Source organism: uncultured Croceicoccus sp. (genome assembly GCF_947496385.1).
Taxonomy (GTDB): domain Bacteria; phylum Pseudomonadota; class Alphaproteobacteria; order Sphingomonadales; family Sphingomonadaceae; genus Croceicoccus.
On the sequence record NZ_CANMCP010000002.1, the window covers coordinates 154,587 to 178,926 of the forward strand.

Consider the following 24,340-nt stretch of genomic DNA (forward strand, 5'->3'; position numbering starts at 1 on the left):
CGAAGGCCTGACCCATGACCGACACGCCCGCTCCCGCCGCCTCCGTTCCGCAGACCGCCGACGTCGCCCTCGCCACGCCGATCACGCGCGGCGATACGACGATCGAGCGTATCACCCTGCGCAAGCCCAAGGCGGGCGCGCTGCGCGGTCTCACGATGCAGGACATCCTGCAGGCCGACGTGTCGGCGCTCATCACGCTGATCCCCCGTATATCCAATCCGGCGCTCACGGCCGAGGAAGCCGCCGAGCTGGAGGCCGATGACTTTGCCGAGATCGGGGGCACGGTGTTCGGTTTTTTTATGACGCCGCGTCAGAAAGCGCAGATCGAAAAGCTGACCGGCACGACGTCGACGAACTGATCGCCGATATCGCCGCGATCTTCCACTGGCCGCTGTCCGAGTTGGAAGCGCTCGACTTCGAAGATCTGCAACGCTGGCGGGAACGGGCCGTCGCCCGCTGGAACGCCATGAACGGGCAGGAAGGCTGATCAAGTGGACAACCGCCTCAATCTCGTCGTCAATTTCGCGCAGGCCGGCCTCGATAAGCTCGAGGGCGGCTTGCGCAATCTCGTTGGTCTCGGGCGCAGCGCCGGCGATACGATCAAAGACATGGCGAGCGAAAGCCGAAGGCTTGAAAAGGAGCTGAAGGACGTTCGCCAGCAGCTCGTGGTCGGCATGGCCGACGGCGAACGCCAACTGTCGGAACTGGCGCAGCAAGAGCGCAAGCTGACGCGCGATGTCGAAGCGGCGAACGCCGCTCTCAAGCGCCAGCGCAACCTCATGGAGATCGACAAACGCGCGAACGCCATCCGCGCCCAAGGCGATCGCTTTATGAGCCGGGGCCGCGACAATATCGTCGGCGGTATCGGCATACTCGCCCCGATCGTACTCGCTGCCCGCGCCGGCGGCGAGTTTTCCAGCACGCTCGTCGATATTCAGCAAAAGGCGGAGCTGACCGATCGCGCGATGATCGGCGTGCGCAACAACATCACCGCCGCGGCCAAGGCAGGAAAGCAGATGCCGGCGGACATGGCCTTGGCTGTCGACACGCTGGCCGGGCTCGGCATGGCGGTCGAGGATGCGGCGACGCTGTCTGCGCCGATGGCCCGCTTCATGACCGCGTTCAAGGTCGAGGGGACCGATGCGGCCGCCGCGATCTTTTCCGGCCTGAAGACGATGAACATCCCGCTGGCGCAAACCGGCAAGCTGCTCGACATGATGGCCGAGGGCGGCAATGTCGGCGCATTCGAGGTGAAGGACATGGCCGCCGCCCTGCCCAGCCTGACCGCGCAGATGAAGGCGCTCGGCCAAACCGGAACCGACGCCACGGCCGAGCTGATCGCGATGCTGGAAACCGTGCGCAGCGGAGCCGGCAGTTCGGAACAGGCCGCGACACAGGCGAGCGATCTGCTGACGAAGCTGACCGCGCCCGCGACGGTCTCCGCCTTTGCCAAGAACTTCGGCCTCGACGTCCCCGCCGCGATAAAAAAGGGCGCGGAGGCGGGCATCACCCCGCTCGAGACGATGATCGCCCTGACCAGGCAAGCGACTGGCGGCGATCTGTCGAAGATCGGCTATGCCTTCGCCGACAAGGAATCGGCCGCCGCCATGCGCACGCTGATCCAGAATTACGACGCTTTCGCCGCGGCAAAGGACAAGGTCGGGGCCGCCGCCGGCGTCACCGACCGAGCCTTCGACCAGCGCGTCGCCAATGACCAGACGGTTGCCTGGCGTGAACTGTCGGTCGCGATGAGCAATCTCGTGCTCTCGGTGTCGCCGGTGCTGCTGCCCTTCTTGCGCACGCTGACCGACCAGCTTTCCGCTGGCGCCCAATGGGTGACAGCCTTCGCCGAAAAGCACCCGGCCGCCGCCGGCATGATGCTGAAGCTGGTCACCGCCCTCGCGCTCGGCAAGGTCGCGTTGGGCGGGCTGCAATTCGCGTTCGGCGGACTGCTCAAACCGATGGCGACCGCCTACGGCTACTTTAAGAAGGTGGAAGGGGTGAGCCGGTTCGCAACTCAGCTACCGCGCTCTGCGGCTCTGGTTGCCAAAGCTGGCCGATTGATCGGTATTGGTCTGCGCTTGATGATGGGGCCGTGGGGTCTAGTCGTCGCAGGGGTCGCGGCAGCGGCCTACGCCATTTACAAACATTGGGGTGCAATCTCAGGCTTCTTTCAGCGCAACTGGACCACCATTCGAAACGTGCTTCTGGGTGCCGTGGTCATTTTTGCCCCCTTCCTCGCTGCCATTATGCTGGCCGCGTCGGTCGTCATTCGCAATTGGGACAAGATCAAGAGCGCGACCTTACAGATGCTGGCCACCGTTGGAGGCATCGTCAGACCCTTCATGCGTCCATTCATTCAAATCGGGAATTTCCTCGGCGGGCTTGTTGATAAGTTTTTCGGTTTCGGGGCAAATATCGTCGGCGGATTGATTCGTGGCATCGCGTCGATGACGGGCGGCGTCATATCCGCCATCTTCAACCTAGCAGGCACCATCGGCGCGAAGTTCGCCGAGAAACTCGGTATTAAATCTCCGTCTCGAGTTTTCATGGCGTATGGCGGACATATAGTAGACGGCATAGCAATCGGCATCGATCGCCGCAGCCGCGCCGCGCAAAACAGCGCCCGCCGGCTCGCCCTCGGCGTAGCCGGCGCGGCCTCCATCGCGGCAATGCCGGCAGCGGCTGCATCGGGTGGTTATCGCCCCTTGGCAGCACCATCGCCTATCGCGCGCGCGGGTAGCTCCGACCATGGAATTACCTATTCAGGCCCGATCACGATAACCGTTGCGGCTCACCCCGGCCAATCGGCAGGCGATATAGCGACAGCCGTTCGGCGCGAGCTCGAGGCGAATGCCAGGCAAGCCGCCGCCCGCCGCCGTTCCAGCTTTGGAGACGATTGATGCTGATGGCCCTCGGCCTTTTCACGTTCGAGATCGGCACCGCCGCGTTTCAGGATCTTGTCCGCCGCACCGAATGGCGCCACGCGGAAACGCCGCGCTTCGGCGCCCGCCCGGCCAGTCAGTTCCTCGGTCCCGGCGCCGAAACCTTCTCCCTGTCCGGCATCGTCCTGCCCGGCCTGTCTGGACGCCACTCGGCAATCCGAACCCTGCGTGACATGGCGGCGAGCGGCGAGGCGCATGCGCTGGTCGACGCACGCGGCACCGTGCACGGCGATTGCGTCATTGTCAGCTTGGACGAACGGCAATCGGAATTCCTGAACACCGGCGAAGCCCGCCGCGCCGACTTCACGCTCGAGCTGCGCCGGCTCTGATCCATGCCCAGCCATCGCCAGAACCGCGCCGACTATCGCCTCACGCTGGAAGGTCGCGACCTTCGCCACGACGCCCCGAACGTCTTCGCCGAGATCCTGCGCGAACGCTTCGCCGAAACCATCAGCCCCCGGCTCATTTCGCTGACCCTGACTGAAAAGCGCGGGGGCGAGGCTGACCAGCTCGACATCGTCCTCCACGATCACGACGGCGCACTCGAGCTGCCAAAGCCGGGCGCCGTGCTCGCGCTGCAGCTGGGCTGGGTCGAAGGGTCCGACGTGCCGATCGGCTTGGTCGACAAGGGGCGCTTTAAGGTCGACGAAGTCGAATGGAGCGGCCCACCCGACATCGTGACCCTCCGCGCCCGCTCGGCTAATTTCAGCGCAAGCTTCGATCAACGCCAGCACCGCAGCCATATCGGCCGCACCCTGGGCGAGATCGTCTCCGACATCGCCACCCGGCAAAACCTTACCGCGCAGATCGCGGCCGAGCTCGCCGACATCGTTATCGACGCTATCGAGCAGAACGGCATGAGCGACGCCGCCCTCCTTCGCCGGCTCGGCCGCCGCTACGACGCGGCCGCCACGATCAAGGCCGGCCGCCTCATCTTCGCCCCGATCGGCGCCGGACAAACCGCCAGCGGCACCCCTATCCCCGTCGCCTCCATCACGCGCGCAAGCGGCGATCGCTACAGCTACCGGCGCGGTGAGCGCGGGCAGTTCGGGGGCGTCGAGGCGGAATGGGATGACCGAAATGCGGCGGAGCGGAAAACGGTTGCAACCGGTGCAGCGAGCGATCGGCCACGCAAGAAATTAAAGCGGAGCTTCGCCAGCGAGGCGGCAGCCAAGCGCGCAGCACAAAGCGAAAGCGAGAAGATGGAGCGAGCGGCGGCAGAGTTCGAGATCGAGCTCGTGCACGGTCGGCCAGATCTATATCCAGATCGCGCGCTGGCGGTTTCGGGCTTCAAGTCAGAAATCGACGGGCAGGCGTGGCTTGTTGGCGAATTGACCCACGCGCTCGATGCGGGCGGTGGGCTCGCGACACGGATGAAGCTGGAAGCGAAGGCTTAGGAAACGAGCGCCTGCAGTTTGTCAGCGAATGCGATAAGTGCCGTAATCACAGCAAGCGATGTCAATAATCCTGTGATGATAAAACCTTTGGAGGGAAGGTGGGCGACTCGCTCAGTCAATGTAGCTAGATTGACCTTTACGCCGGAAAGTTCATCGCCAATCTTATCAATACGTCCTTCGAGCCTTGTAACGCGAGCATCCATGCCCCCGCTCCCGCCTAGTCCGTTTCCTCCGTTCATGATTTGGTCCTGCATCTGATCCAACTTCGCCTGCTTAGCATGGATCTCCGCTAGTCGAGTATCAAGAGACACCCTCGCCTCCTAAAAGACTTAGCTGGACGAACTCCTCCGCATCGCTCAGCATTTTGCTGAAGGATCTGCTTAGGGACATGATTTCTGCGGGATCGAGCTCGCCTTTAAGAGAGAGATTCCGCAGCGCTTCTATGAGACCGGCGTTTATCCGAATTTGATCCATGAACATCACGATAGCTTTTTCGTGCTCCTTATGCGCCTGCGAGCGAATAGCCTCGAGTTGCGCATCCAACTCTTCGTAGGTCGGAATATTATCGGTCACGCATTTACCAATCGCTTGAGCGCCGAACTCAATTCAGTAGCCCAGAGTAATTCCTCACTGGTATGTCGCCCGTCCGCATCGACCATCGCACCTGCGCTGTTCAATACAAATCTTGCCAGTTCCTGACGCTGCGGAGCTCGCTTAAGGAAATTGAGCGCCTTCAGAACATCAGCGGACGATGGGGCAAGCCGTGGCGCCTCCCGGATCGCACATTCATAAGACTCGTCGTCACCGCCGAAGAACCGAAAATACCGACCGAGCGTATCCTCCAATGCGTCACGCTCCAACGCATGGAATTCACCGTCGCATCGCGCCATGAAGGTCATAATCCGCATCACGCGCGTGAGCACCTTGTCCTCGATTTTCAAGGCTCCGTTGCGATGCAATGCAATGCAATGCTCGACCGGGTCCAGCTCTTCGCCCGTAACTGCGCATGCCATCGAACTGATCCGATCAACCCGAAACGTGCGATAGCAATCCCGCTTGTGACAGTGAGCACCGATCAATTCCGGTGCCCCGAATGATCCTGAAATACGACGCAGCGTAATCACGCGCGAAGTCTCTTCTCCCTCCGCGCTGGTGTAGGTGATGAAAGCCGACCACGCTGAAGCCTCATCCGGTTCGCCCGCCGGCGTCACATCGTCGGCCTCCACAATATGTTCGGTCGACTTCCGGCCAGGAGGATCGAGCGGCACAACCTTCCGGCCACCTAACTCTTCCGATAGCCTACTCAACCAATCCATCTCATTCCCCTGTGCATGTTGTTTCGCACCGTCACTGATTAAAGCCGAGAAATTCGCTGCTGGGGTCGTGCAGAGTCGAGCTGCGGCCGCCCTGCTGCACTCGAACCATTTCGCGAAGCATCTGCATGAGCGGAGTACGAACGGCAGGTGTTAACGCGCCAACTAGGCGCAGCCATTCCCGGTCATCGAAAGACAGAATATCTTCCGACCCCGTATCGGGATCATCACTTTCACCGGACAGGTACTCTGGCGTAGTTTGAAGCTCGCGCGCAATCTGATGCAGATGCTTTGTGCCCTGCGATCGTCCGTTGACTAAACCATTCATCGTGCTTTGGCGCACGCCAACGCGCCTCGCCAATTCGGCTTGGCTCATCCCCAAAGCATCAAGACGCTCAGCTATTCGCTGTCCCAGAAGCATAGGCCCATTATCTAACGATCTTCCGTTACCGTCGCTAACGACTTTCCATTTGACTCGGCTAACGATTTAACGTTACCCCCTGCTAATGGCATTGGAACATGAATCGAATTCGCCTCTGGCGATCGCGATCCGCAGAGCGGGCTCGCAGACTGCTTTTGCCAAGTTGATTGGCAAACGGCAGTCGGTTGTGAATTATTGGCTGCAGGTTTCGAAGCCTCTCCCCGCCGAGCACGTTTTGCCGATTGAAGCCGCGACCGGCGTATCCCGCCATGATCTGCGCCCTGACATCTACCCGCGTGAAACCTCTTCCTCCGCTGTGGCTACCCCCGCACCCTGCGCAGCGGAGAGCGACGCTTCGACATCCCCCCGTCGAAGCGTCGCAACCCCCCTCGGGGCGCCTGCCCCATGATCGCCCTGCTTGCCCCATGCACCGGTTCTATCACCGCCGCGGCCGCAGCGCCCGTGCGATCCGCGGCCTCTTTTGCAAGTGAGCCCACGCAATGACAAAGCTGCGCGCCCCGCTGACTTTCGAACTCGCCTTAACGAAAATCGCCGGCACCATCGGGTGGGCGGGCGCCGCCACCATCCTCGGACAGTCGGAGCGCACGATTCGCAATTGGTCGGATCCCGATGCCGCTGCCGGTATCCGTCTCGACGCGGCCGAGCTGCTGGATATCGCGTTTCAGGAGGCTGGCGGCAAAGGCGCCCCTTTCCTTGAATGCTACGCCACGCGCCTGAAATCGGCCCTGTCGAATTCCATGGGTTCGGCGGAGGCCATTGCCGAGGCGGTCGCCAGCGCGGCCAAGGAAGGCGGCGAGGCCATCTCCGCCGCCATCGCCGCGGCCAGCCCCGGCGCCAGCCATACAGATTACGTCACCGCCATTCGGGAGATCGAGGAAGCGATCGAGGCGAAGACGAATACGCTCGCGGCCATCCGGGCGCGGCTCAACTCCGAACGAACCCTGCGCGTTGAAGAAGGAACCGCCTCATGAGCGTATCGATCGCCTGCCCCCACTGCTCGTCACGGGCCACGGTCCGGACGAGCCGGGCTGTCACGCCCCTCTACCGACAGCTGAATATCGCATGCCGGAACGCCGAATGCGGGCACACTTTCGCTGCCGACATGACGATCACCCATACCATTTCGCCGAGTGCGATCCCCGATCCCGAAATCCACCTGCGCACTTCGACATTCGCTCGACGCGCCGTGAACGACAATCCCGCCGGCCGGGAGGTGCCGGTCGCCGCCCCGGCGAACGACGATGACCGCAACCCGGACGCTGTGCCCGTCGGGTTCTAAAACCCACGTACACAACAAAGGACGCTGGCAACCGCCAGCCTCCTGATCCCCAATCGATCCAACCGCCGCCCGCGAAGCCATGCGCTTTCGCGAACCCCTTTCTGCTGTCTGAAGAAAGCCAATCCCATGTCGATGAACGCTCATGCCCGTACCCGCCCGCCACGCCTTCCCGCAGGTCCGATGGCCCGCGCGTTTCTTGCCGCAACGGCCCTCGCGCCCGAAGCGCAGCCGCCGCGCTTTACCGACACGCCGCGCCGCCCCGAAACTGCACGATCGAGGCGCTGTATGACGCCGGGCACCTATGTTCGCCTGCGCCGCGCCAAGGCGGGTTGGAAGCGTTCCGAACTGGCGGTCATCATCGCCGCAACGCCCGGAGACCGCGCCGCGATCGAGGAAGAGCTTCACGCGATCGAGGCGGATCACATCATCGAGAACCGCCGCCGCGTCGCGCAGATCGCCGATCAGATCGATCTCGACTTCAATATCTATCTCACCCTGGTCGGCTTCGCGCAGGATCCCGAAAGCGAACTGCCTTGCCCGCGGATCTGCACCGGCTGTGGCTGCACATGGGATCGCCCTTGCGCCTCGAAAGACGGGCTTTGCGGTTGGCGTGACAACGAGACGGACCGATGCACCGCCTGCCCCCCGGCGCTCGACTGATGACCCGGCCCCCACAGCCAGAGACTACGCGCCAGCGGATGCACGGCAAATTGCACCCCATCGCTAACGGCAATGTGTGGCGTGGTCTCGCGATTGCCGCACCAATCGCGGCTGTCTTTTGGGGCGTCATTATCGGCGCTGCCTTCTGGCTCGCCGCCTCATGGGATGACGGGAAGGGCCAGAACCCCTCCCGCCATCCTTCGCCCGCACCGGTGTCTGAAGCCGCCGCGGGCACCCCCGATCCCATCGAAGCTGAGAACGGAGAACTCCTCCCATGACCCAATCCGTCCCCTTGAACAAGCTCGCTCTTTCCCCCCGGAACGTCCGCAAAACAAATGTCGACGAGGACGTTGCGGGGCTTGCCGATTCAATCCGCTCGAAAGGCCTTCTGCAAAATCTCGTCGTAAGCGCCGCCGCGAAATCCGGCACGTTCGAAGTCGACGCCGGCGGTCGCCGCCTGCGCGCGCTTCGCCTGCTGGCGAAGGACAAGCATCTTCCGTACAACTGGCCCGTGCCCGTTCATGTCGTGCCGCGCGATGCCGCGACCGAGGCCAGCCTTGCCGAAAACCTGCAAAAGATCGCGATGAACCCTGCCGACGAGGTCGAGGCCTTCGCCGCGATCGTCGACGGATACGAGGCAAACGGCATGGCGTCACAGGCGGAACGCATCGCCAATTGCGCCCGCCGCTTCGGCGTGTCCGATCGGATCGTCGGCCAGCGTCTCGCCCTCGCCGCGCTCGCGCCGGAGATCCTCGATGGGTTGCGTGACGGTGCGCTGACCTTGGCAGCGGCGCAGGCCTACGCCCGTCATCCCGACCATGACGAGCAACTGAAGATATTCGCCCGCGAAGCGAAATCGGCTTTCCGACCGCACGATCCGCAACGGATCCGCGATGCGCTCGCCGGACGCGTCTATTCGCTCGACGATCGGCTCGCGCGCTATGTCGGCCTCGACGCCTATCGCGACGCCGGTGGGCGGATAGAGGCCGACCTGTTCTTCGACGATGGCGAGCGGGAAATGCTGATCGATCCTACGCTGCTCGAAAAGCTGGCGATGGAAAAAGCGCAAGGCGAGGCCAATCGCCTAGCCGACTACAACGGGTGGAAGGGCGCGGTGATACGCCCGGTAACGGCTCCCATCTACCAAAGCCCTCCGACGCCGAAGGGGTTCCGCCAAGTCTGGACAGGCAGCGGTGGCGTGCGCCTGAAGGATCGCATTGATGCGATCGCGGCCTTCGCGCTGAAGGCGGACGGAACCGGGATCGAGCAGCTCAACAGCTATTTCGTGCCGGAGATCGAGAACGCGAGCTCGGCCACCCACAAGCCGCTTACGCCCGAGCAACGTACCGCCATCGCCCGCGAGCAAGCGATCAAATTGCGCGCCGCGCGCCTTGCCACTCCGCAAACGAAAGGCACAGCGTTCGAGGGTCGCGCGTTCTGGCCGACCTCACATTATGTCGACCCCATCCGGACCGGCCCCGATGGGGAATTCTACGTCGCGATAATCGTGCGCGTCGAACGTGACGACCAGAATGCGCAGATCGAAGCGGCCGCCCGCCAGATCGATCTGGAAGAGGCCCAGGCCGAAGCGCAGCGTAAGGCCGAAGAGGAAAATGCCTCTCCCGATGGGGAGCCTGTTGACCCCGAAGAAGAAGCCCCCGCCGACCCGGACCAGGATCCGAACGTAAACGACCAGGTCGAGGAGACGGCGGCATGACCCCGCAGCCGATCAACATTTCGGCGGACGACGCTCGAAAGATCGCCGCCGGGCACAAGGTGAACATCCGCCGTATCAACACCGGGCGCATGCGCTTCGTTGTGCCTGGCGCGCAGCTTTGGGTGCGCGAACCTTTCTATCTGCCCGTTCGCTTCGACGGCCGTTCTCCATTGCAGGCGAGCTCGGCCGATCCGAACCTCGACCTGCGTTTTGTCGCGCACTGGCCTGATCGGCCGGCAGGATATGGCAGCCCTCGCGCGGGTCGTACGCTACCGAAGACTTTCTCGCGTATGGTGCTCCGAATTGCGCTCGTCGAGGAGCAGAACCTTCAGGATATCGACGAGCAGGGGGCACTTCGCGAAGGCTTCGGCAGCCGCGCGTCATTTGCTCGCGATTGGGACCGTGCCCAGCAAAACGGGTTCTCGAAAGCCGACATATCCGGGTGGCGCTGCAATCCTCGCGTCACGGTCATCACTTTCACGACCGAGCACGCGAACGTCATCGAGCTTTGCGAGCGTCGGCGAGAGGTCGCATGATCATGCAGACTATCGAGGCGGAGGGGCACCAATGGCCCCTCGACACCTTCATCGACAGCCACCGTTACCAGCGCACCGCTAGCGAAACCCCCGCAATCGTTCGTAGCGATTGGCCCGTCAGCTGCGTCACCAAAGATTGCCGCATCATCGAAAGACCGGCGGGCCACGCGCCATGGCACGACGTAATCGCATATCGAGCGCCCGACCTGTCGAGCCGGCTCGCAGAATGTCCCGCCTGCGGCGACGTCGCCGAGATCGCGTCGAGCCTGCTCGTAAACGAAGACGGAACCTTGATCCTCGACTGCCCCGCGTGCGGGCATGATAACTTCGAGGACTATTGGTGATGGCGTGCCAGTCGATCCCGATGCCCACCGGCGGCAACGCTATCGTCTGCGGCACCCGTCCAAGGCAGCGCTGCATGTGCGGCCGCCCGGCTGTGCGTCTCTGCGACTGGAAGACTTCGTCCCGAACCGGAACTTGCGCGCGCCGCTGTGCGCGCGCTGCACCATCTCGCCTGCGCCCGGCAAAGACCTGTGCGGGGCTCACGCCGAAACATACCAAGAATGGAGAGCCGGACATGGCCGAAACGACCGATGACCGCCTGCGACTGCTGATCGAACGGATCGAGCGGCTCGAGGAAGAAAAGAAGGGCATCGCGGACGATCTGCGCGAGGTCTACGGCGAGGCCAAAGCCGTCGGCTATGACGTGAAGATCATGCGCCAGATCGTGCGCCTCCGAAAGATGAAGGCCGACGATCGCCGCGAAATGGACATGGTCCTCGAAACTTACAAATCCGCTCTGGGCATCGACTGATGGCCAAAGTCAAAGCGCGCCCCATCGACGCCGCGACGCTAGCCCGCGCAAAACGCGCCGCAGCCGAGGTGGTCTCCAGCTGGTCGGCCGAACAGCTGACCGCCTCGCTTGCATCCGATCGCCTGTCGAAAGCTTGGGCCATCTCCCTCCATTCCGCGCGCGACGTCATTGCGACCGAGCAGCGCCGCCGCGGCCTTTCCGAAAGGTTCGGACAATGAACGAACACGCCGAACGGCCGATCGGCCGCTTCCTGAAAATCGACGACGTCGAGAAGGAAACTTCGCTCAGCCGATGGACGATCCGCCGAAGGATCAAAGCCGGAGAATTCCCCTCGCCCCGCAAAATCGGAAGCGGGCGAGTCGCGTGGATCGAACGTGAAATCGACGATTGGAAGCGCCGCACCCTCGAAGAACTCCACAATTAAGTAAGGGGGCCTCGATGGGGGCCTCGCGTATTTCAAAACTAGCAATTTGCTTTGTGAAGCAGGGACTTGGACATGTATTCGCTGTTCTACTCGGGGAGCCACTACCTCTTTTCATCGACGTGCAATTTGGGGCAGGAACCTTGCGTTTCTGCCGTTTTTGCGCTGTCTGATGGTGCATGGAAGTGCATAGAAGAGCAGGTAAGCGCGGACAGTTTGGGGGTCTCGTTGGGGGTTCCGTTTCGGGGGCTCCATGCTGACCGATGCGGCCTGCCGGACAGCGAAGGCTTCTACCAAGAATCGGAAGCTTTCGGATTCGGGTGGCCTCTTTCTGCTGGTAAGGACAACCGGCTCCAAGAGCTGGAAATACAAGTATCGACTGCGCGACGGTCGCGAGAAGCTGCTCACCATCGGCAGCTATCCGCAGACATCCTTGTCGGAAGCCAGGAAGGCACGCGACCTAGCCCGCGAGCAGTTGGTTTCAGGCATCGATCCTTCCGCGGAGAAGAAACGGCGAAAGGCGGCCGACGCACTTGCCGCGCTAGAAACCTTCGAGGCCGTCGCGCGTGCATGACACCGCGAGAAGCAAGCGACACTGGCGCCACGCTACGCGAGGCAAGTGCTTGTGCGGCTCGAGGAAAACATGTTTCCGATTATCGGCGCCACGCCGATCGACAGTATCAAGCCCCCGCAAATACTCGAAGCGATACGCCAGATCGAGGCACGCGGTGCGAAGGAAATGGCGCATCGCGTGCGAACGCATACCTCCGACGTCTTCGTCTGGGCGATCGCATCGGGAATTTGCCAACAGGATCCTGCCGCGATCATCCGCAAGGCATTGAAGCCGACCGATCCGAAGCTGCGCCCTGCCTGCACCAAGCTGAAGGACGCGCGCAAGGTTCTCACCTCGACCGAGGCGCTCAACGATATCTGGTGGGCAACGCGGCTCGCCTCCCGATTGCTGGCCCTGACAGCGGCGCGACCGGGCGTGATACGGGTGGCCGAGCGTGCGGAGTTCGAGGATCTGGACGGAAAGCAGCCGATCTGGCGAATTCCGGCCGGGAAGATGAAGCTCACTCGCGAACGCAAACGCGACGCGGCCTTCGAATTTGTCATGCCGCTCTCGCGCCAATCCGTCGAAACGGTAAAGGCGGCGATGGAAGCCAGCCCCAGCCCGCAATGGCTGTTTCCCGGCATCGGCAGCTGGCGCAAGGCGATCAGCGATTCGACGCTCAGCAAGCACTATCGCGACGCGGGCCTCGCGGGGCGCCATGTCCCGCATGGCTGGCGATCGAGCTTTTCAACGATCATGAACGAACGCGCGGCGCTGGAGGATCGCGAGCGCGACCGTGCGATCATCGACCTCATGCTGGCGCACGTGCCCGAAGGCGTCGAGGCAGCCTACAACCGGGCCGCCTACATGCCTCGACGCCGCGAGCTGGCGCAGGTCTGGGCGGATCTGCTGATGGAGGGAATGCCTCCGCCCGAGACGCTTCTCCCGCGCTGACACGCGCAGGAGGCCGCGCATGACGGCCTCGGTTTTCGGCGACAAGCTTTCGGACAGCGGCGATGGGGTCCGCTCGATCGGAGCGATCACGGCGCAACTGGTTGGCGTCAAGCTCAGCGCCAAGACCCGCGCCCGGCTCGGGCGGGGCGACAGCCCGCGCAGCGGCGAGCCCGTCTGGCGCAACAGCTATTATCGTGGACAGATCGAGGATCGTGTCTGGAAGCCGATTCATGACGGCACCAAACATGTAGCCAGCCGGTGGAAAGGTGCCCTGCTCGATCGCGCCAAGAAACTAGAAGATCTGACCCGCAGAAAGCGGCGGGAAAAGCACCCCGGCTGCGAAAACGGCATCCTCGGTCATGTCGGCATCCAGGTGCTGGAATATCTGTTCGGGCTCGTCGATTATGCAACCGGTCGCCTCGAACCCGCCATCGGCACGATCGCCGAAGCGATCGGGCGCTCCTACTCGGCGACCCACCGCGCGCTGGTGCGCCTGCGCGATGCGGGGTTCCTGCGCTGGATGCGGCGTAGCGAACCGATCGAGAACCCGGAGCCCGATGGCCCCCAGGTTCGGCAGATCAGCAACGCCTACGCCCTCCTGGTGCCTCAGGAGCTACGCGGTTGGTTAGGACGCCTCCTGCGCCCCGGACCCACCCCGGCTTGCGCGAAGGATCATCTGGCAGCGGATCAGGCGGAACTGGATGCCATTGCGGCGAAAATGACGTGCGCGGAATGGCACGCATCGATCGGCCCCGAGCCGAAGGACAAGGCAACGCACGATAGCCTCGCCGCCTGCGCCCGCGCCGTGGACGCCCGCGACCTTCGTGAAGCCAGTACCGCGAATCCTCCCCGTACCGAGAGACCATGGGATTATTCTAATCCATAAAGGAATGAGAAGGCTTTCGCCTTCTCATGCGTCGGCTACGCCGCCTTTTCTGGCTGACCGGCTCCGAAACGACCTCCCAGACGTTGAAATCACCGACGGACGCACCGTCGGACGGAGCGGCTTGCGCCGCTCCGATGCTTGGCGAGGGCCAAGGGGGCAAAGGCTGTGCCAATCACGATCGTGGCGCCACACGCGCGCATTTGCGCGAAAAACAGGCTCTTTGAACCGTCTGGTCCGCGCTACTTCCGGCTCCCGACTTCGAACCGATCAAAGCCTTCGCGATTGTTTTCCAATGTCTCTGGATGGATGAGGCCGGCGCGGCGCAGGGTTTCGACAGCGCGCGGCAGATCGTCCGGATCGACCATGCCGCCGGCCAGCAATTCAAGATCATCGAAAGACAAGGTCGGGCTGCCAAACGCTGCGATGCGCACGAGAACCCAATAGGCCCGGCCCGGAAACCGATCGCCAACCGCATCCATCATCTCAAACGCGCGAGCGGCCAGAACGGCATCATAATGTTGGGTGCCGAACCGGTCCCAACGGATCGCGTCGGTATCGGGATCGATGACACCGGCCGCGCGTAGCCGGCCGAGAGCCTTCAGGATGGTGGATTGCGCACGGCGGCAATAGGCCTCGAGAATGCGGGCCGTTGTCAGTTGCCCGTCGAAATCGACCAGCGCCTCGAGAATCTCAACACCCACATCGGTGAGATCGCCTTCGTGGCTTCCTGTTCGCACACCCTTCGCACGACGCGCGGCCCGTCGTTCGCCGCGCGTCTTTCGATCGAACGCCCCTGCTGCATCGACGAACGCAGCCTGCGCCGAATATGGCTCCCGATTCCACGCGCGTTCCTGCACCTCATCGCACAGCTTGCTAATTTCGGCATCGCTCATTCCGCGCGGCCGATCACCCTTGTTCTTCGCGTCAACCATTCATGCTCTCCAATCCGTCAATGCCATCGCGCCATATCTCCACCCACTCATTTCGCACGCTTCGGAAAAACCACGTCGCCATCATTCAGGGCATGGCCCATCGCGTCCGCCAACGTGTGTAGCAGCGGAGCGAGCGGCGCGGGCAGTTCGTCGAGGTCGATACGCTCGATCATGAAGGCGACCGTGCGCAGTCCTTCGCCCGCCTGCACCGCGCGATAATGCGCCTCCTCGCTGATTCCGAAATGCACGTCATTGGCCGGATCGAAGCGGCGGTCGGCCGCCGCGCTCAACGGATCGCTCCGCGTGCGCCCGAAAGGGTGAGCAGCTGGCACTCCGCCTCGCGGAGCATGGCGACCGCCGCCATCTTGTCGAACCGCGTGCCGATGCCGGAGCAGGCATTGACCGCGGTCCCCATCGCCTTGAGCAGGAGCAGACACGGATCGCGCACCAGTTCCAGCTCGATAATGGCGCGGCGCGCGATCTTCGCGATCGCGATGTCCCGCATCACGGCGGGCGAACAGATCAATCCGTTGAAGATCGCCGCCGCATGCCGCATCGTGCGGATCTCGAAATCGGAATAACGGGCCGATATCACACGCACCGGTGCAGACGGCGCGCGGCGGCGCCCGGGCGCTGTATCCAAGTCGGCATCGAACGCCTGCGCCAGCGCGCCAACCGGCCACACCGCGCCGTCCTGGTGAATGGTGCGCGCGGCCTGTGCCGGGTGGCCGGCGGATCTCTTCGCGGCGGAGGGATGATTGACCGTGCCGGTAAGGCGCATCATCCGGTCGCTGCTCCACGTGCCCTTGTCGCCGGAAAAGCGCGCGATCAGCGCCCGATTGATCGCCTCGACCTGGGCAATATCGGCACCGGCGACGCGCCAGAATGCCTGCAATCCGCGGCCCGAATGAATGAGGATGCTCGGCCGCGCCGGGCCGTCCATCAACGCGCGAACGGCGGCGTCCCGGTCCCAGTCGACATCCTTGGGATCGATATCGACATGGGCGAAGCGCACCGCATCGATATCGTCCTTGCGCGGTTTCTTGTGCAATCCGTCGGCGGCGCGGTTCACCGTGAAGTAGATATTGCTGCCGCGCGCGTTCTGCCGGCGCGCCCATGCGGCGGCGGCGTCGATGTCGGTGCCGAAATGACGGCCCACGATCCACCCCTTCGCGCCAATGGCGAGAAGATGGATGGCATCGCCGATCGCATGGGACAGGAAATCGGTAAGATCGTCGCTGGCGTCGATATGCTTGGCGGTGGTAGGGATCAGGGCAGCTTGGGCCATGGGTGTGCTCCTTGGTTCGAGTTAGGGCCGGCGGGGAGGTCCTACTCTCCCCGCTGGTCTGATATCACTGATATCTGTCCTGCATCTTGCCGTCAACAGGAAAGTGATATAGCTGATATCGTATGTCCAAAGAACCAATGACCGAGCGTTTTATATTCTCTGCCCCGAAGAGCTTTCTTGACCGGGTGGACGACTGGCGCCGACAACAAGCCGACATCCCCTCACGCGCCGAGGCCATCCGCCGCCTCGTCGCCAAGGCGCTGGATGAATGAGCGAGGATACCATCGAGGTGGAAGAAACCGGGATCGAGCGCGATCAACAGCTGATCGATTTTCTCGCCACTGACGTAAATGATCGGCTGCGCTTCCAGCATGAATTTTCGCTCGCCGGATTTCGCACGCTGGTGCTTATCAACGGCGGTGCGATCATCGCGCTCCTCACCTATGCGAGCAATGTCGCCGAGGGCGGCATGGCATCTCTGCGGCTCGCCTTCATGGGCTACGTCATCGGTCTGTCCGCCACCGTGGTTGCCTATATGAGCGCCTATTTTTCCCAGGGAAGGCTGATGGATGCGATGGGCTCGGCTCTGTTCCGGCAGCTTGGCCGGGTGGAGGACGAACAGAAAAGCAGAGAAGAGCAGAAGAAGGATACGAAACACGGCAGCCTGTGGATCGCCGCTTCCGTCCTACTCGCCGTGATTGGGCTGATCGGCTTTCTCAGCGGCTCGATCTTTGCCATGGAGGCGTTAACGTGATGTGGTCGGGAGTGGCTAAAGCAATTAGGCCCACTCCCGACCGAGATCAGAAGGGGAAGCTGCCCTGCCGGGACGGTTCCTCAGGGAATTTACGCCCCTTCATAACCTCGTTGACCCGGCCCGGGTTCACACCCAGCAGCGCTGCTGCCTGATGTTGGTAGAGCCCCTGTTCTCGAACAAGGAATCGCATATGTGCCGCCATTTCCGGAGTGATAGGCGGAGAATTCGTTCGTTTGGTTGCCATTTTTTAACAGGCCTTTCGTAAAACGAAGAAGGCATGTTGACTTTGGCAGGGCCGGACTCCTAAAGCAGTCGGGCTAGCAAAACCCACCACGCCTTCAACGTGGTTTCTGATTCCCCCGGGCGCTCCAACGCCCGGGGTTTTTCATGGTTAATGCGATTCGGCCCGTTGTCGAATCCTATTTTGTTCCTTTTTGGCGTTATCAACAATTATAGGCTCCGCTCACCCAACATCGCGCCCCACCGAGCGAGCACGATGCGGCGCCGATCGAGCAACTGCGCGCGATTATACGCAGCCTCGACCTTGTCCTTCGGCGTGTGCGCCAGTGCCATGTCGATCGCCGCCCGCCAGTCGGGGCCAAGCGTCTCGTTGAGGATCGTCGAAAAGCTGGATCGCCAGCCATGCGGCACATGGCGTCCGCCGAATCCGGCCCGGATATAGAGTTCGCGGATCGCCCCCTCGCCGATGGCGGCGTTCTTCCCCCGGCCCGGAAAAACCAATGCGTTGACGTCACCGCCATGATCGACGGCCGCAGCATCCAGAACGGCGATGGCCTGCGGCGAGAGTGGCACGACGTGCGCAAAGCGGGCTTCGGCTTTCTTCGCCCGCGACAGTTTCATGCGTTCGGGCGGCACGGTCCATACTGGGCCGCCGGCCGCGTCCCGATCGACCTCGCCCCATCGCATGCCCCGCACCGCATTGAGGCGCACGGCCGTCAGTGCCAGGAATCGCGAGGCAAGCCGGGTCGCCGGACGAGCCTCCGCCACTTCACACGCATCGAGCAAGGCGCGGCATTGTTTGATGTCGAGCAATGCAGGATGCGGAACCGATGGCGGTGCATCCTTCATCGCCGCGGCCAGGCGCGCGGCCGGATCCTGCCCCGCAAGCCCCTTGGCAATGCCATAGGCGAATATGTCGGACAGCCGCTGACGGATCCGGTGCGCCGTCGGAACACAGGCGCGCGCCTCGACGGCCGTCAGCAGCGCCAGCAGCTCGGGCGGTGCGATGCCGTCGACCGGCCGGGCGGCGAGGTCCGGCAAGATGTCACGGGACAGGCTCGCCATCACATCATCGGCATGGGCGGCCGACCATCCGGCCACATTGTGCCGAAACCAGGCGTCGGCCAGTTGGCCGAACGTGCCAGCATCGCGCACCGGCTCGGAGCCGTCGCCCGCATCGCCGGCCCGAATTTCGTCGCGCCGGATCCGCGCATCCGCCAATGCCATTTCGGGATAGGCGCCGAGCGTATGCAACCGCTCCCTGCCCCCGGCGCGCGTGCGCCAGTGCCATGTGCGGCGCCCGTTAGGGACGACGAGCAGGAACAAGCCGTCCCCGTCCCACAGCTTGTATGAACGCGCACGAAGGCGCGCGCTGCGAACAGCCGCGTCGGTCAGCATAGCTATCTCTCTTGATGGAAGCGCGGCGGATACTCCCTCCGCCGCGATGGAGCGAATGCACGCAATTCTGCGGGGCAGCGAACGGGAAAAGGCCGTCCGTTATCCCCCCGTTACCCCCCGACGCCGCCGTGCATAAGGACGCGGACAGCGCCTATGGTGTCGAATGTGCCGATCTGCCGGGCTGCTTTTCGGCCGCCGGCGAGCTCGACCATGTCCTCCGCAATGCGCAACTGACGACTTTCAGAAAATGCCGAGGAACTTCGGCCGCGCCGCACGGATCGCCGCGCGATCGCGTTCCTCGCATCGCTCGACAATGCCGATGGAATCGAGCGTCCGACCATTGGCCTTGTCGAGCTGGCCCGTCTGCGCATCGCCGAACGCGATCCAGTCGCCCACCGTTTCGCCTGCCGGCAATGGCGCCCCTGCCACGCCCTCGCGCCAGTCAGGGGGCAGGAGCGAACTGCACGCAGCGCGGGTCGTCAAGATAGGAGCGCCGCCTGCAAAGAGCGCGCAGCCCTGCATCGCTAGCGCGAGGATCGACAACAGCATCGCTGCCTTCAGCGTTCCGGATCGCATATTCGTTCTCCATGGTCATCGCGTCACTCGCGGCCGCGGCGGCGGCATTCTCGGACACCGTCGCAACCGCGTCCCGCCCGCTCGCCACAGCGGCCTCGTGCTGCTTCTCCGCCAACCGCCCTTCGGTCGCGGCGCGCCTGTCGTTCGTCATAGCGGTGGAAAGCCAGACCCCGGCCACGATCATGACGAGCGCGCCAATGGTCAGCCAGGCCCATCGCGGCCAAGGCCACGGAATTGCAAAAGGCCATGCCATGCCCGGCATCACACTGCATCCTGCAGGCACAGTTCGGCCTCGGCCGCACGACGCCGTTCGAGCCCGCGCAGGCGTTTGCCCCCGGCGTAGACATAGCGATTGAGAAAGGCGCACGCCTCACGCTGCCGCCCCTCTTCGAACAGACGCGCCACGCTGGACCTGCCGTAGGTTGCAAGGCCGACATTGTAGGCGAAGCTTGCGTGGGCGGCCCATTGATACGGATATTCGGCAATGCCCGGATTGCGCCAGCGCACCCCTTCGGCAAACTCTGTGGTCGCCTGCTCCAGCATGGCGGCGCATTCCGCATCGGAATAGCGGCGCATCTCCACCCGCGTTTCGCCGTAACAGACGGTCTCGATGCCGACCGGGTCGCGGTAGGGCGCGTTGCGTTTGCCTTCCCACGGCGCGATCGTGGCGACGGCCAGGCCCACCATGACCAGGACCGATCCGACCAGGCCCGCCTTTGTCGGCGCCTTATCCATCGAGACGCTCCCGCTTCGCGTTGCGATGGTCGCGCACGAACCGATAGATAAGGTGCGCGGTTTGCGCGATCGTATAGACGAGCGTTGCAACCAGCACCCAGTCCTGCAGCGACATGCCCGCGGCGGTGACCCCGCTCACGGCGATCGGCGGAGCCGCCTTGCCGAAGGCGGTGACGTAATCGCCAGCCCCCTCGGAGAGCTGGCGAGGGGGATCGATCATGATATGTCTCCTTTACCGCCGAAGCGCAGCGCGCCGGCGTCTTTTCATTCGGGTTCGGTGTAAGGGGGAAGCGGGCAGAACCGCCGTCACCACAGCGGCTTGATCCGCTGCGGGATGACCTCGCCCATCCACGCATGGCCGGGATCGAGCGTGTGGGTATCGTCGACCGTTCCATTGGGCGCGAGGCCGAACCAGGTCGGCCATTCGGGGATCTCGAAAATATCCTCGATGTCGACCGTATCGACGTTCTCGACCTGGGCGGCCGCGGCGAACAGCGCGTCGCGCTTGCCCCGCATCGCGTCGTCATATCCGGTCTTTGCCGCCAGCGGGCCGACCACCACGATGCGCATGTCGGGCGCCCCGGCGCGCAGCTGCTGAAACAGCGCCAGGGCATTGGCCTCGAACGCGGCCTTCTGCTCCGGCGTGTCGTAGTAATCGTTGATGCCGCCCGCGATGATCGCCGCATCGGGCGGGCCGCCGTCGACCATGGTCAGAATGTCGTCGACGCGCTCGAGGAAATTGGGCCGGTCGCCCTGCCGGCGGACATATCCGGTGCCGCCGATCCCGCCGAGCACGTAGTTCTTGATGCCAAGCCGCGCCGCGGCAATGCTGCCCCATGAATCGCGGTGCGGTTCGGTCGAATTGCTGCCTTCGGTCAGGCTGTCGCCCATGAAGGCGGCGCTCAGATCATAGGCGGGCGTGGGCTCGGACAGGGTGCCCCGCACGCGGAATGCCCCCACCGCCGTATCGGGCGGGAAGAGCAGGCGCACCCGCTTGCCGATCAAGCCCTGCGGAAAGTCCAGCCTCACCCATTGCAGCGCGTTCGTCGCCGGGGTGGTATAGCCGGCAAAGCTCGTGAACTCCCCGTCGACCGCGACCAGCATCGGTTGATCGAAACCCTGCGTGCGGAACTCCAGGGCATCGCCGGTCACGACGACCTCGACGATGGGATTGCGCCCCTGGTTCATCACCATCTCGCCCGTCACCGGGAAGGAGAAGCTGCGGTTGTAGCGGAACAGCCCGCCCGGATAGGACTGGCCGAGGATCCAGCGCCTGCCGATAAAGCGGATCATCGCGCTCTCACGTTCGTACACGTTCACGCCCGCCCCGGTCAGCGTGAAGGTATTCTCGCCCACAGTCGACGTCGAGAAGCCGATCGGATCGACCGCGGCGAACTGGCGCGGACCGCCATCGAAAGCACCGCGGCGCAGGCGGCGGGTCTGGATCGGAGTCTGGTCGGGCACGGCGAGCGGATCGGGCTTGAGCGCTGCTTCGACCGTGTTCAGGCGATCCGAGAGCCCCGCCACCGCCGGCGCGGTTACGGTCTGCACGTCCTGCTGGTATCGCGTTTGCACCATCGCCCGCACCGGCGAGGCGGCCGTGTCGGCATTGGCGAAGGCGGCGGGGAAATCGTTCGGCCTCGCGATCTTGAAATTGCCCGGCTCCTCGACGGCGGAAAGCGCGTTCGGGTCGATCTGGCGATAGGCCGTGCGCACCGGGTAATCGCCGAACTCGAGCGGAACGTCGAACACGATGCTGCACGCCGCGCCCTCGCCGGTGGTGGCCTCGGTGCGCCGGCCGACTTCGGAAAAGGTGCCATTGCCATTGTCGCGATAGAGCACGAACTCGATCCGCCCGCCCTCGACGAAGCACCATGTGTCGAAACCGGTGATCCGGCCCGGCCCGGCGATCGACGCATCGGCCACCAGCTTGTCGTCGAAACTGCGCGTGCCCGCGGCGAGCGTGGCGACCCCCGCTTCCCCTGCCTGCGGTGTCGAAAGGCTGGCCTTGATCGGCGCGACCACCTCCATCGCCGCATTCGTCGACCGGTCGGCCTCAAGGCCCGAGCGGTCGGCTTCATCCTCGGCGCGTTCCGCCTGTTGCACCGCGATCGTCATCTGTTCGGCGGCGGCCTGCTGCGACGCGCTCGATCCGGTGGCCGCCTCCTGCGCAAGCTGCAGGAACAGCGCCGCCGCGCGGGTATTGTCGCCAACGCTCACTCGAATGGTCATGATATTGCACTCGCTTTCAGGATGAACGGCCCGTCGAAGGCCATGAACTTGGTCCCGGCGACGGTCTGAATGAACATGCCCCACACCAGTTCGACGTCCTCGCCGATCTCGGGCGCGGGTGGCATCGCGTCGATCGTAGCCTGGTCGATGCGCAGCTCGATGAACGTGACCGGCATGCGCTCGATCGTCTCGACCCCGGTGACCTCGATCCCTTCGACACCGTTGCTCGCATTGTTGAGCCCGGCACGCAATTGCCCGCCATCGCGCCTGTCGCGCACTTCAAGGCGGAAGGTCGCGCTGGAAAGATCGAACCCCTCGACGATGATCTGTTCGACAAGCGGGGTCGCCCGCCACGCCACAAGGGGCGCGGCGACGGTGGGAAACAGGGCCATGTGGTTACTCCGTTACTGCGCTTCGAGCGCGGCGATGCGATCCTGCAATGCGACGATGTCGGCTTCCGAATAAGCGCCCACGCTGCCCGCCGTGGTCGCGCTCCCGGCGCTGGCGGCGTAGGTGGCGCTGGCAACCTCGTCGGGGGTCAGCAGCGGCCCCCAATCGGCCAGCGTGCCGGTCGTCCCGCCATTGTGGACGAAGTTCTTGTTCACATCGGCCCGCACCGCGATGTCGCCCCGCCGCGCGTCGAGCGCCAGCATCGCGGCCTCGTCGGCGACCGGTTCGATCGCAACCCCCACGAGCGCAGAGGCCATCTGGTCCCGTTCCTGGGCCGACGCTCCGGCGACGGTCGGAGGCAGGACCGCTCGCCGACCGAGCGCGAGCGAATGCTTCGCATCGGTTTCCGTCTCCACGGTCAGACGGACGGTCATCGCGGCAAGGTCGATCGTCCGATCGAGCACGATCACCTTCTGTCCGGCCAGCCCATAATCCGCCATGTCATCACCGCATTGCAGGCAGCTAACGATCCGGTAATGCCGCATCCTCGGCCCGCATCACAATTCGATCGGCCCGCGTTCCCGGGCGCGGGCAAGACGGTAGGTGCAAAGCTCCGCCGCCTGATCCGGGCGATTGACCAGGTTCAATTGCGTCTCGCCGGCGTCGCGTTCCTCGCCGCCGTCGGCCGCCACATATTCGGCGATGCGGATCCGCGCGCCCGGCACGAATTCCCACTGGTGTGCTTCGCTGACGCATTTGGGCGTGATCATGTTGACCCGTTCGGCGATGCTGCGGCTGCTCGGCTTGCGCACCGGCTCCTCGGTCAGATCATCGGCACGGATCACGTCGACCGCAACCCGCGGCGCTTGCCAGACAACGCCGAGTCTTCCGCCGGTGACGACCGGTATGCCGCCGCCGGCCGCGCAGATGTCCTTCAGATTGTCCCACCGCGGCGGTGCGCCCTCGCCCTCGAATACGACGCCGCCCGATTCCCAGCCATTGGCATCGCAGACATTCGCAAACGCGGCCCAGTCCTCCCACCAGATCCCGTCGACATGCTGCCCATCGATCTGAAATTCGGTGAGGCCGATGCCGACACCCATGACCAGCTCGCCATTCTGCACGCGGCCCATCGCGTAGGTTACCGCCTGCACCGCGGGGTTCTTGCTGAATTGATAGGTGCTTTCGACGAACTGCCGATGCGTTCCGCTGCCGTTGGGCAGCGTGCTGTCCTTGCGCATGTCGTAGCAGCGCGCACCGAGCCAGACGCCGCCCAGCGCCGGCAGGCCGCTCGCGAAACGATTGCCCTTCTTGTCGAACTTCGCCCGAAAGGCGATTGCCGCCTGTCCGGAAAGCTTTGCGGACGCGCCCCAACCGGGAATCGCCGGCGCGCTGCCTTGCGCCAGCGCAGCCCCCTCGGGGCAGGCGCCCAACTGCGACCAAACATCGAGGAAGCCGCTGTAATAGCCGAGTGCGGACGTGCCGGCGAGCGCGATGGGCTTGTAATCGACCATCACCGATTCCAGCGCCTCGACAGGCCCGCCCCCGCTGAAGACCGCGGCCCGGAAATAATAGGGGTTGGGCACCTTGTTCGTGGTCGGGCCATAGCCGGTTTCATGGCGTATCACCCCGCCGAAATAGGTGCGACCGAGCAGATAGGGCTGCGGCGGATTGACGGCCAGCACCGTATCGGTGAGCGAACCGAGCCGCGGGGGATCCTTCGCCAGCAATTGCGCGCCGACGCTCGACGCTGCGCTGACCACCGATGCGACGCCGGAAGCCGTGGCCGCCGCCGCCGCGAGGGCGGTGCCGACGCCGGCGATCGCCCCGATGCCCGTCGCGCCGAGCGCCACGACTCCCGCCACGGTCGCGACCGTT

General features: G+C 63.9%; 36 protein-coding genes and 1 pseudogene. 21 read left to right on the forward strand and 16 right to left on the reverse strand.

Translation table 11 applies throughout. The annotated features are described in order from the left end of the window. Positions 1–14 precede the first annotated feature (14 nt). The 5 genes from Q0897_RS04410 to Q0897_RS04430 are packed head-to-tail and all read left to right on the forward strand — an operon-like array spanning position 15 to position 4,342. Positions 15–359 (forward strand): phage tail assembly protein, encoded by a 345-nt coding sequence (locus Q0897_RS04410; protein WP_299307812.1) that lies wholly within the window; start codon positions 15–17, stop codon positions 357–359. Between the two features lie 8 nt (positions 360–367). Beyond that, the gene (locus tag Q0897_RS04415; protein ID WP_299308152.1) at positions 368–487 is read left to right on the forward strand and encodes a GpE family phage tail protein; all 120 of its coding nucleotides are present in this window, start codon (positions 368–370) and stop codon (positions 485–487) included. Between the two features lie 4 nt (positions 488–491). After that, complete coding sequence (locus tag Q0897_RS04420; RefSeq protein WP_299307814.1) at positions 492–2,903, forward strand: phage tail tape measure protein; 2,412 nt, start codon at positions 492–494, stop codon at positions 2,901–2,903. Further along, positions 2,903–3,274 carry a phage tail protein gene (locus Q0897_RS04425; RefSeq protein WP_299307815.1) on the forward strand — a complete coding sequence of 124 codons (372 nt, stop codon included), beginning with the start codon at positions 2,903–2,905 and terminating at the stop codon, positions 3,272–3,274. Before Q0897_RS04420 ends, Q0897_RS04425 begins: the two co-directional genes overlap by 1 nt. 3 nt (positions 3,275–3,277) lie before the next feature. Beyond that, positions 3,278–4,342: a contractile injection system protein, VgrG/Pvc8 family gene (locus Q0897_RS04430; RefSeq protein WP_299307817.1), complete on the forward strand. Its 1,065-nt coding sequence runs from the start codon at positions 3,278–3,280 to the stop codon at positions 4,340–4,342. Here the strand turns inward: Q0897_RS04430 and Q0897_RS04435 are convergent. Genes Q0897_RS04435 through Q0897_RS04450 form a run of 4 tightly spaced genes read right to left on the reverse strand, consistent with a single transcriptional unit; the run spans position 4,339 to position 6,076 of the window. Then, positions 4,339–4,653, reverse strand: a complete 315-nt coding sequence (locus tag Q0897_RS04435; protein ID WP_299307819.1) for a hypothetical protein — start codon at positions 4,651–4,653, stop codon at positions 4,339–4,341. The genes Q0897_RS04430 and Q0897_RS04435 overlap by 4 nt on opposite strands. Continuing rightward, entirely contained in the window at positions 4,643–4,915 is a 273-nt protein-coding gene (locus tag Q0897_RS04440) for a hypothetical protein (RefSeq protein WP_299307821.1), read from the reverse strand. Before Q0897_RS04440 ends, Q0897_RS04435 begins: the two co-directional genes overlap by 11 nt. Beyond that, complete coding sequence (locus tag Q0897_RS04445) at positions 4,912–5,658, reverse strand: hypothetical protein (RefSeq protein WP_299307822.1); 747 nt, start codon at positions 5,656–5,658, stop codon at positions 4,912–4,914. The genes Q0897_RS04440 and Q0897_RS04445 overlap by 4 nt, the downstream gene beginning before the upstream one ends. 31 nt (positions 5,659–5,689) lie before the next feature. Continuing rightward, the gene (locus Q0897_RS04450; RefSeq protein WP_299307824.1) at positions 5,690–6,076 is read right to left on the reverse strand and encodes a helix-turn-helix transcriptional regulator; all 387 of its coding nucleotides are present in this window, start codon (positions 6,074–6,076) and stop codon (positions 5,690–5,692) included. An 85-nt stretch (positions 6,077–6,161) separates the two neighbouring features. Between Q0897_RS04450 and Q0897_RS04455 the strand changes: the two genes are divergently transcribed. From Q0897_RS04455 to Q0897_RS04515, 13 genes are all read left to right on the forward strand, one after another. Continuing rightward, positions 6,162–6,485 (forward strand): YdaS family helix-turn-helix protein, encoded by a 324-nt coding sequence (locus Q0897_RS04455; protein ID WP_299307826.1) that lies wholly within the window; start codon positions 6,162–6,164, stop codon positions 6,483–6,485. 91 nt (positions 6,486–6,576) lie between these two features. Further along, positions 6,577–7,068: a hypothetical protein gene (locus tag Q0897_RS04460; protein ID WP_299307828.1), complete on the forward strand. Its 492-nt coding sequence runs from the start codon at positions 6,577–6,579 to the stop codon at positions 7,066–7,068. After that, complete coding sequence (locus tag Q0897_RS04465) at positions 7,065–7,376, forward strand: ogr/Delta-like zinc finger family protein (protein ID WP_299307830.1); 312 nt, start codon at positions 7,065–7,067, stop codon at positions 7,374–7,376. The genes Q0897_RS04460 and Q0897_RS04465 overlap by 4 nt, the downstream gene beginning before the upstream one ends. A gap of 126 nt (positions 7,377–7,502) precedes the next feature. Beyond that, on the forward strand, positions 7,503–8,036 hold the full coding sequence (locus Q0897_RS04470; RefSeq protein ID WP_299307832.1) for a hypothetical protein: 534 nt from the start codon (positions 7,503–7,505) through the stop codon (positions 8,034–8,036). A gap of 274 nt (positions 8,037–8,310) precedes the next feature. After that, on the forward strand, positions 8,311–9,753 hold the full coding sequence (locus tag Q0897_RS04475) for a ParB/RepB/Spo0J family partition protein (protein WP_299307834.1): 1,443 nt from the start codon (positions 8,311–8,313) through the stop codon (positions 9,751–9,753). Beyond that, positions 9,750–10,289, forward strand: coding sequence for a hypothetical protein (locus Q0897_RS04480; protein ID WP_299307836.1), 540 nt, complete (start codon positions 9,750–9,752; stop codon positions 10,287–10,289). The genes Q0897_RS04475 and Q0897_RS04480 overlap by 4 nt, the downstream gene beginning before the upstream one ends. Positions 10,290–10,291: 2 nt before the next feature. Next, positions 10,292–10,633, forward strand: coding sequence for a hypothetical protein (locus Q0897_RS04485; RefSeq protein ID WP_299307837.1), 342 nt, complete (start codon positions 10,292–10,294; stop codon positions 10,631–10,633). Positions 10,634–10,866: 233 nt separating this feature from the next. Continuing rightward, the gene (locus tag Q0897_RS04490) at positions 10,867–11,103 is read left to right on the forward strand and encodes a DUF2312 domain-containing protein (RefSeq protein ID WP_299307838.1); all 237 of its coding nucleotides are present in this window, start codon (positions 10,867–10,869) and stop codon (positions 11,101–11,103) included. Further along, a complete protein-coding gene (locus Q0897_RS04495; RefSeq protein WP_299307839.1) occupies positions 11,103–11,321 on the forward strand; it encodes a hypothetical protein in 219 nt (72 codons plus the stop codon). Before Q0897_RS04490 ends, Q0897_RS04495 begins: the two co-directional genes overlap by 1 nt. Beyond that, entirely contained in the window at positions 11,318–11,527 is a 210-nt protein-coding gene (locus Q0897_RS04500; protein WP_299307840.1) for an AlpA family phage regulatory protein, read from the forward strand. Before Q0897_RS04495 ends, Q0897_RS04500 begins: the two co-directional genes overlap by 4 nt. A 250-nt stretch (positions 11,528–11,777) precedes the next feature. Beyond that, positions 11,778–12,098, forward strand: coding sequence for an Arm DNA-binding domain-containing protein (locus tag Q0897_RS04505; protein WP_299307841.1), 321 nt, complete (start codon positions 11,778–11,780; stop codon positions 12,096–12,098). 69 nt (positions 12,099–12,167) lie between these two features. Then, entirely contained in the window at positions 12,168–13,031 is an 864-nt protein-coding gene (locus Q0897_RS04510) for a tyrosine-type recombinase/integrase (RefSeq protein WP_299307842.1), read from the forward strand. Positions 13,032–13,050: 19 nt separating this feature from the next. Further along, a complete protein-coding gene (locus Q0897_RS04515; protein ID WP_299307843.1) occupies positions 13,051–13,917 on the forward strand; it encodes a hypothetical protein in 867 nt (288 codons plus the stop codon). A gap of 239 nt (positions 13,918–14,156) precedes the next feature. On the opposite strand, the gene Q0897_RS04520 is transcribed toward Q0897_RS04515, so the two are convergent. Genes Q0897_RS04520 through Q0897_RS04530 form a run of 3 tightly spaced genes read right to left on the reverse strand, consistent with a single transcriptional unit; the run spans position 14,157 to position 16,137 of the window. After that, the gene (locus Q0897_RS04520) at positions 14,157–14,849 is read right to left on the reverse strand and encodes a hypothetical protein (protein WP_299307844.1); all 693 of its coding nucleotides are present in this window, start codon (positions 14,847–14,849) and stop codon (positions 14,157–14,159) included. A 47-nt stretch (positions 14,850–14,896) separates the two neighbouring features. Continuing rightward, positions 14,897–15,139: a hypothetical protein gene (locus Q0897_RS04525; RefSeq protein ID WP_299307845.1), complete on the reverse strand. Its 243-nt coding sequence runs from the start codon at positions 15,137–15,139 to the stop codon at positions 14,897–14,899. Next, positions 15,136–16,137, reverse strand: a complete 1,002-nt coding sequence (locus Q0897_RS04530; protein WP_299307846.1) for a DNA-primase RepB domain-containing protein — start codon at positions 16,135–16,137, stop codon at positions 15,136–15,138. Before Q0897_RS04530 ends, Q0897_RS04525 begins: the two co-directional genes overlap by 4 nt. A 137-nt stretch (positions 16,138–16,274) precedes the next feature. Here Q0897_RS04530 and Q0897_RS04535 point away from each other — a divergent pair, with 137 nt between their 5' ends. After that, entirely contained in the window at positions 16,275–16,409 is a 135-nt protein-coding gene (locus tag Q0897_RS04535; protein WP_299307847.1) for a hypothetical protein, read from the forward strand. Beyond that, a complete protein-coding gene (locus tag Q0897_RS04540) occupies positions 16,406–16,891 on the forward strand; it encodes a hypothetical protein (protein WP_299307848.1) in 486 nt (161 codons plus the stop codon). Before Q0897_RS04535 ends, Q0897_RS04540 begins: the two co-directional genes overlap by 4 nt. A gap of 450 nt (positions 16,892–17,341) precedes the next feature. On the opposite strand, the gene Q0897_RS04545 is transcribed toward Q0897_RS04540, so the two are convergent. Then, complete coding sequence (locus Q0897_RS04545) at positions 17,342–18,529, reverse strand: integrase arm-type DNA-binding domain-containing protein (protein WP_299307849.1); 1,188 nt, start codon at positions 18,527–18,529, stop codon at positions 17,342–17,344. Positions 18,530–18,543: 14 nt separating this feature from the next. Between Q0897_RS04545 and Q0897_RS04550 the strand changes: the two are divergent. Next, positions 18,544–18,747: pseudogene (locus Q0897_RS04550) on the forward strand (type II toxin-antitoxin system HicB family antitoxin); the annotation flags it as partial. Positions 18,748–18,769: 22 nt separating this feature from the next. Here Q0897_RS04550 and Q0897_RS04555 read toward each other — a convergent pair. The 8 genes from Q0897_RS04555 to Q0897_RS04590 form a co-directional block, all read right to left on the reverse strand. After that, positions 18,770–19,012, reverse strand: a complete 243-nt coding sequence (locus tag Q0897_RS04555) for a hypothetical protein (RefSeq protein WP_299308181.1) — start codon at positions 19,010–19,012, stop codon at positions 18,770–18,772. Then, positions 18,972–19,367, reverse strand: coding sequence for a hypothetical protein (locus Q0897_RS04560; protein ID WP_299307850.1), 396 nt, complete (start codon positions 19,365–19,367; stop codon positions 18,972–18,974). The genes Q0897_RS04555 and Q0897_RS04560 overlap by 41 nt, the downstream gene beginning before the upstream one ends. Next, complete coding sequence (locus tag Q0897_RS04565; protein WP_299307851.1) at positions 19,367–19,840, reverse strand: lysozyme; 474 nt, start codon at positions 19,838–19,840, stop codon at positions 19,367–19,369. The genes Q0897_RS04560 and Q0897_RS04565 overlap by 1 nt, the downstream gene beginning before the upstream one ends. Then, complete coding sequence (locus Q0897_RS04570) at positions 19,833–20,060, reverse strand: hypothetical protein (protein WP_299307852.1); 228 nt, start codon at positions 20,058–20,060, stop codon at positions 19,833–19,835. The genes Q0897_RS04565 and Q0897_RS04570 overlap by 8 nt, the downstream gene beginning before the upstream one ends. 86 nt (positions 20,061–20,146) lie before the next feature. Continuing rightward, a complete protein-coding gene (locus tag Q0897_RS04575; protein WP_299307853.1) occupies positions 20,147–22,072 on the reverse strand; it encodes an SGNH/GDSL hydrolase family protein in 1,926 nt (641 codons plus the stop codon). Continuing rightward, a complete protein-coding gene (locus Q0897_RS04580; protein WP_299307854.1) occupies positions 22,069–22,464 on the reverse strand; it encodes a hypothetical protein in 396 nt (131 codons plus the stop codon). The genes Q0897_RS04575 and Q0897_RS04580 overlap by 4 nt, the downstream gene beginning before the upstream one ends. Before the next feature lie 12 nt (positions 22,465–22,476). Beyond that, complete coding sequence (locus Q0897_RS04585) at positions 22,477–22,962, reverse strand: hypothetical protein (RefSeq protein WP_299307856.1); 486 nt, start codon at positions 22,960–22,962, stop codon at positions 22,477–22,479. A 57-nt stretch (positions 22,963–23,019) separates the two neighbouring features. Next, positions 23,020–24,327 carry a hypothetical protein gene (locus tag Q0897_RS04590; RefSeq protein ID WP_299307857.1) on the reverse strand — a complete coding sequence of 436 codons (1,308 nt, stop codon included), beginning with the start codon at positions 24,325–24,327 and terminating at the stop codon, positions 23,020–23,022. Positions 24,328–24,340 lie beyond the last annotated feature (13 nt).

What these genes read in the sequence shown, in the direction of transcription:
- Q0897_RS04410 (WP_299307812.1), top strand. Translation starts at nt 15, where the DNA reads ATGACCGACACGCCCGCTCCCGCCGCCTCCGTTCCGCAGACCGCCGAC.
- Q0897_RS04425 (WP_299307815.1), top strand. Translation starts at nt 2,903, where the DNA reads ATGCTGATGGCCCTCGGCCTTTTCACGTTCGAGATCGGCACCGCCGCG.
- Q0897_RS04430 (WP_299307817.1), top strand. Translation starts at nt 3,278, where the DNA reads ATGCCCAGCCATCGCCAGAACCGCGCCGACTATCGCCTCACGCTGGAA.
- Q0897_RS04445 (WP_299307822.1), bottom strand. Translation starts at nt 5,658, where the DNA reads ATGGATTGGTTGAGTAGGCTATCGGAAGAGTTAGGTGGCCGGAAGGTT.
- Q0897_RS04450 (WP_299307824.1), bottom strand. Translation starts at nt 6,076, where the DNA reads ATGCTTCTGGGACAGCGAATAGCTGAGCGTCTTGATGCTTTGGGGATG.
- Q0897_RS04455 (WP_299307826.1), top strand. Translation starts at nt 6,162, where the DNA reads ATGGCATTGGAACATGAATCGAATTCGCCTCTGGCGATCGCGATCCGC.
- Q0897_RS04460 (WP_299307828.1), top strand. Translation starts at nt 6,577, where the DNA reads ATGACAAAGCTGCGCGCCCCGCTGACTTTCGAACTCGCCTTAACGAAA.
- Q0897_RS04465 (WP_299307830.1), top strand. Translation starts at nt 7,065, where the DNA reads ATGAGCGTATCGATCGCCTGCCCCCACTGCTCGTCACGGGCCACGGTC.
- Q0897_RS04470 (WP_299307832.1), top strand. Translation starts at nt 7,503, where the DNA reads ATGTCGATGAACGCTCATGCCCGTACCCGCCCGCCACGCCTTCCCGCA.
- Q0897_RS04475 (WP_299307834.1), top strand. Translation starts at nt 8,311, where the DNA reads ATGACCCAATCCGTCCCCTTGAACAAGCTCGCTCTTTCCCCCCGGAAC.
- Q0897_RS04480 (WP_299307836.1), top strand. Translation starts at nt 9,750, where the DNA reads ATGACCCCGCAGCCGATCAACATTTCGGCGGACGACGCTCGAAAGATC.
- Q0897_RS04485 (WP_299307837.1), top strand. Translation starts at nt 10,292, where the DNA reads ATGCAGACTATCGAGGCGGAGGGGCACCAATGGCCCCTCGACACCTTC.
- Q0897_RS04490 (WP_299307838.1), top strand. Translation starts at nt 10,867, where the DNA reads ATGGCCGAAACGACCGATGACCGCCTGCGACTGCTGATCGAACGGATC.
- Q0897_RS04495 (WP_299307839.1), top strand. Translation starts at nt 11,103, where the DNA reads ATGGCCAAAGTCAAAGCGCGCCCCATCGACGCCGCGACGCTAGCCCGC.
- Q0897_RS04500 (WP_299307840.1), top strand. Translation starts at nt 11,318, where the DNA reads ATGAACGAACACGCCGAACGGCCGATCGGCCGCTTCCTGAAAATCGAC.
- Q0897_RS04505 (WP_299307841.1), top strand. Translation starts at nt 11,778, where the DNA reads ATGCTGACCGATGCGGCCTGCCGGACAGCGAAGGCTTCTACCAAGAAT.
- Q0897_RS04510 (WP_299307842.1), top strand. Translation starts at nt 12,168, where the DNA reads ATGTTTCCGATTATCGGCGCCACGCCGATCGACAGTATCAAGCCCCCG.
- Q0897_RS04515 (WP_299307843.1), top strand. Translation starts at nt 13,051, where the DNA reads ATGACGGCCTCGGTTTTCGGCGACAAGCTTTCGGACAGCGGCGATGGG.
- Q0897_RS04520 (WP_299307844.1), bottom strand. Translation starts at nt 14,849, where the DNA reads ATGGTTGACGCGAAGAACAAGGGTGATCGGCCGCGCGGAATGAGCGAT.
- Q0897_RS04530 (WP_299307846.1), bottom strand. Translation starts at nt 16,137, where the DNA reads ATGGCCCAAGCTGCCCTGATCCCTACCACCGCCAAGCATATCGACGCC.
- Q0897_RS04535 (WP_299307847.1), top strand. Translation starts at nt 16,275, where the DNA reads ATGACCGAGCGTTTTATATTCTCTGCCCCGAAGAGCTTTCTTGACCGG.
- Q0897_RS04540 (WP_299307848.1), top strand. Translation starts at nt 16,406, where the DNA reads ATGAGCGAGGATACCATCGAGGTGGAAGAAACCGGGATCGAGCGCGAT.
- Q0897_RS04545 (WP_299307849.1), bottom strand. Translation starts at nt 18,529, where the DNA reads ATGCTGACCGACGCGGCTGTTCGCAGCGCGCGCCTTCGTGCGCGTTCA.
- Q0897_RS04560 (WP_299307850.1), bottom strand. Translation starts at nt 19,367, where the DNA reads ATGCCGGGCATGGCATGGCCTTTTGCAATTCCGTGGCCTTGGCCGCGA.
- Q0897_RS04565 (WP_299307851.1), bottom strand. Translation starts at nt 19,840, where the DNA reads ATGGATAAGGCGCCGACAAAGGCGGGCCTGGTCGGATCGGTCCTGGTC.
- Q0897_RS04570 (WP_299307852.1), bottom strand. Translation starts at nt 20,060, where the DNA reads ATGATCGATCCCCCTCGCCAGCTCTCCGAGGGGGCTGGCGATTACGTC.
- Q0897_RS04575 (WP_299307853.1), bottom strand. Translation starts at nt 22,072, where the DNA reads ATGACCATTCGAGTGAGCGTTGGCGACAATACCCGCGCGGCGGCGCTG.
- Q0897_RS04580 (WP_299307854.1), bottom strand. Translation starts at nt 22,464, where the DNA reads ATGGCCCTGTTTCCCACCGTCGCCGCGCCCCTTGTGGCGTGGCGGGCG.
- Q0897_RS04585 (WP_299307856.1), bottom strand. Translation starts at nt 22,962, where the DNA reads ATGGCGGATTATGGGCTGGCCGGACAGAAGGTGATCGTGCTCGATCGG.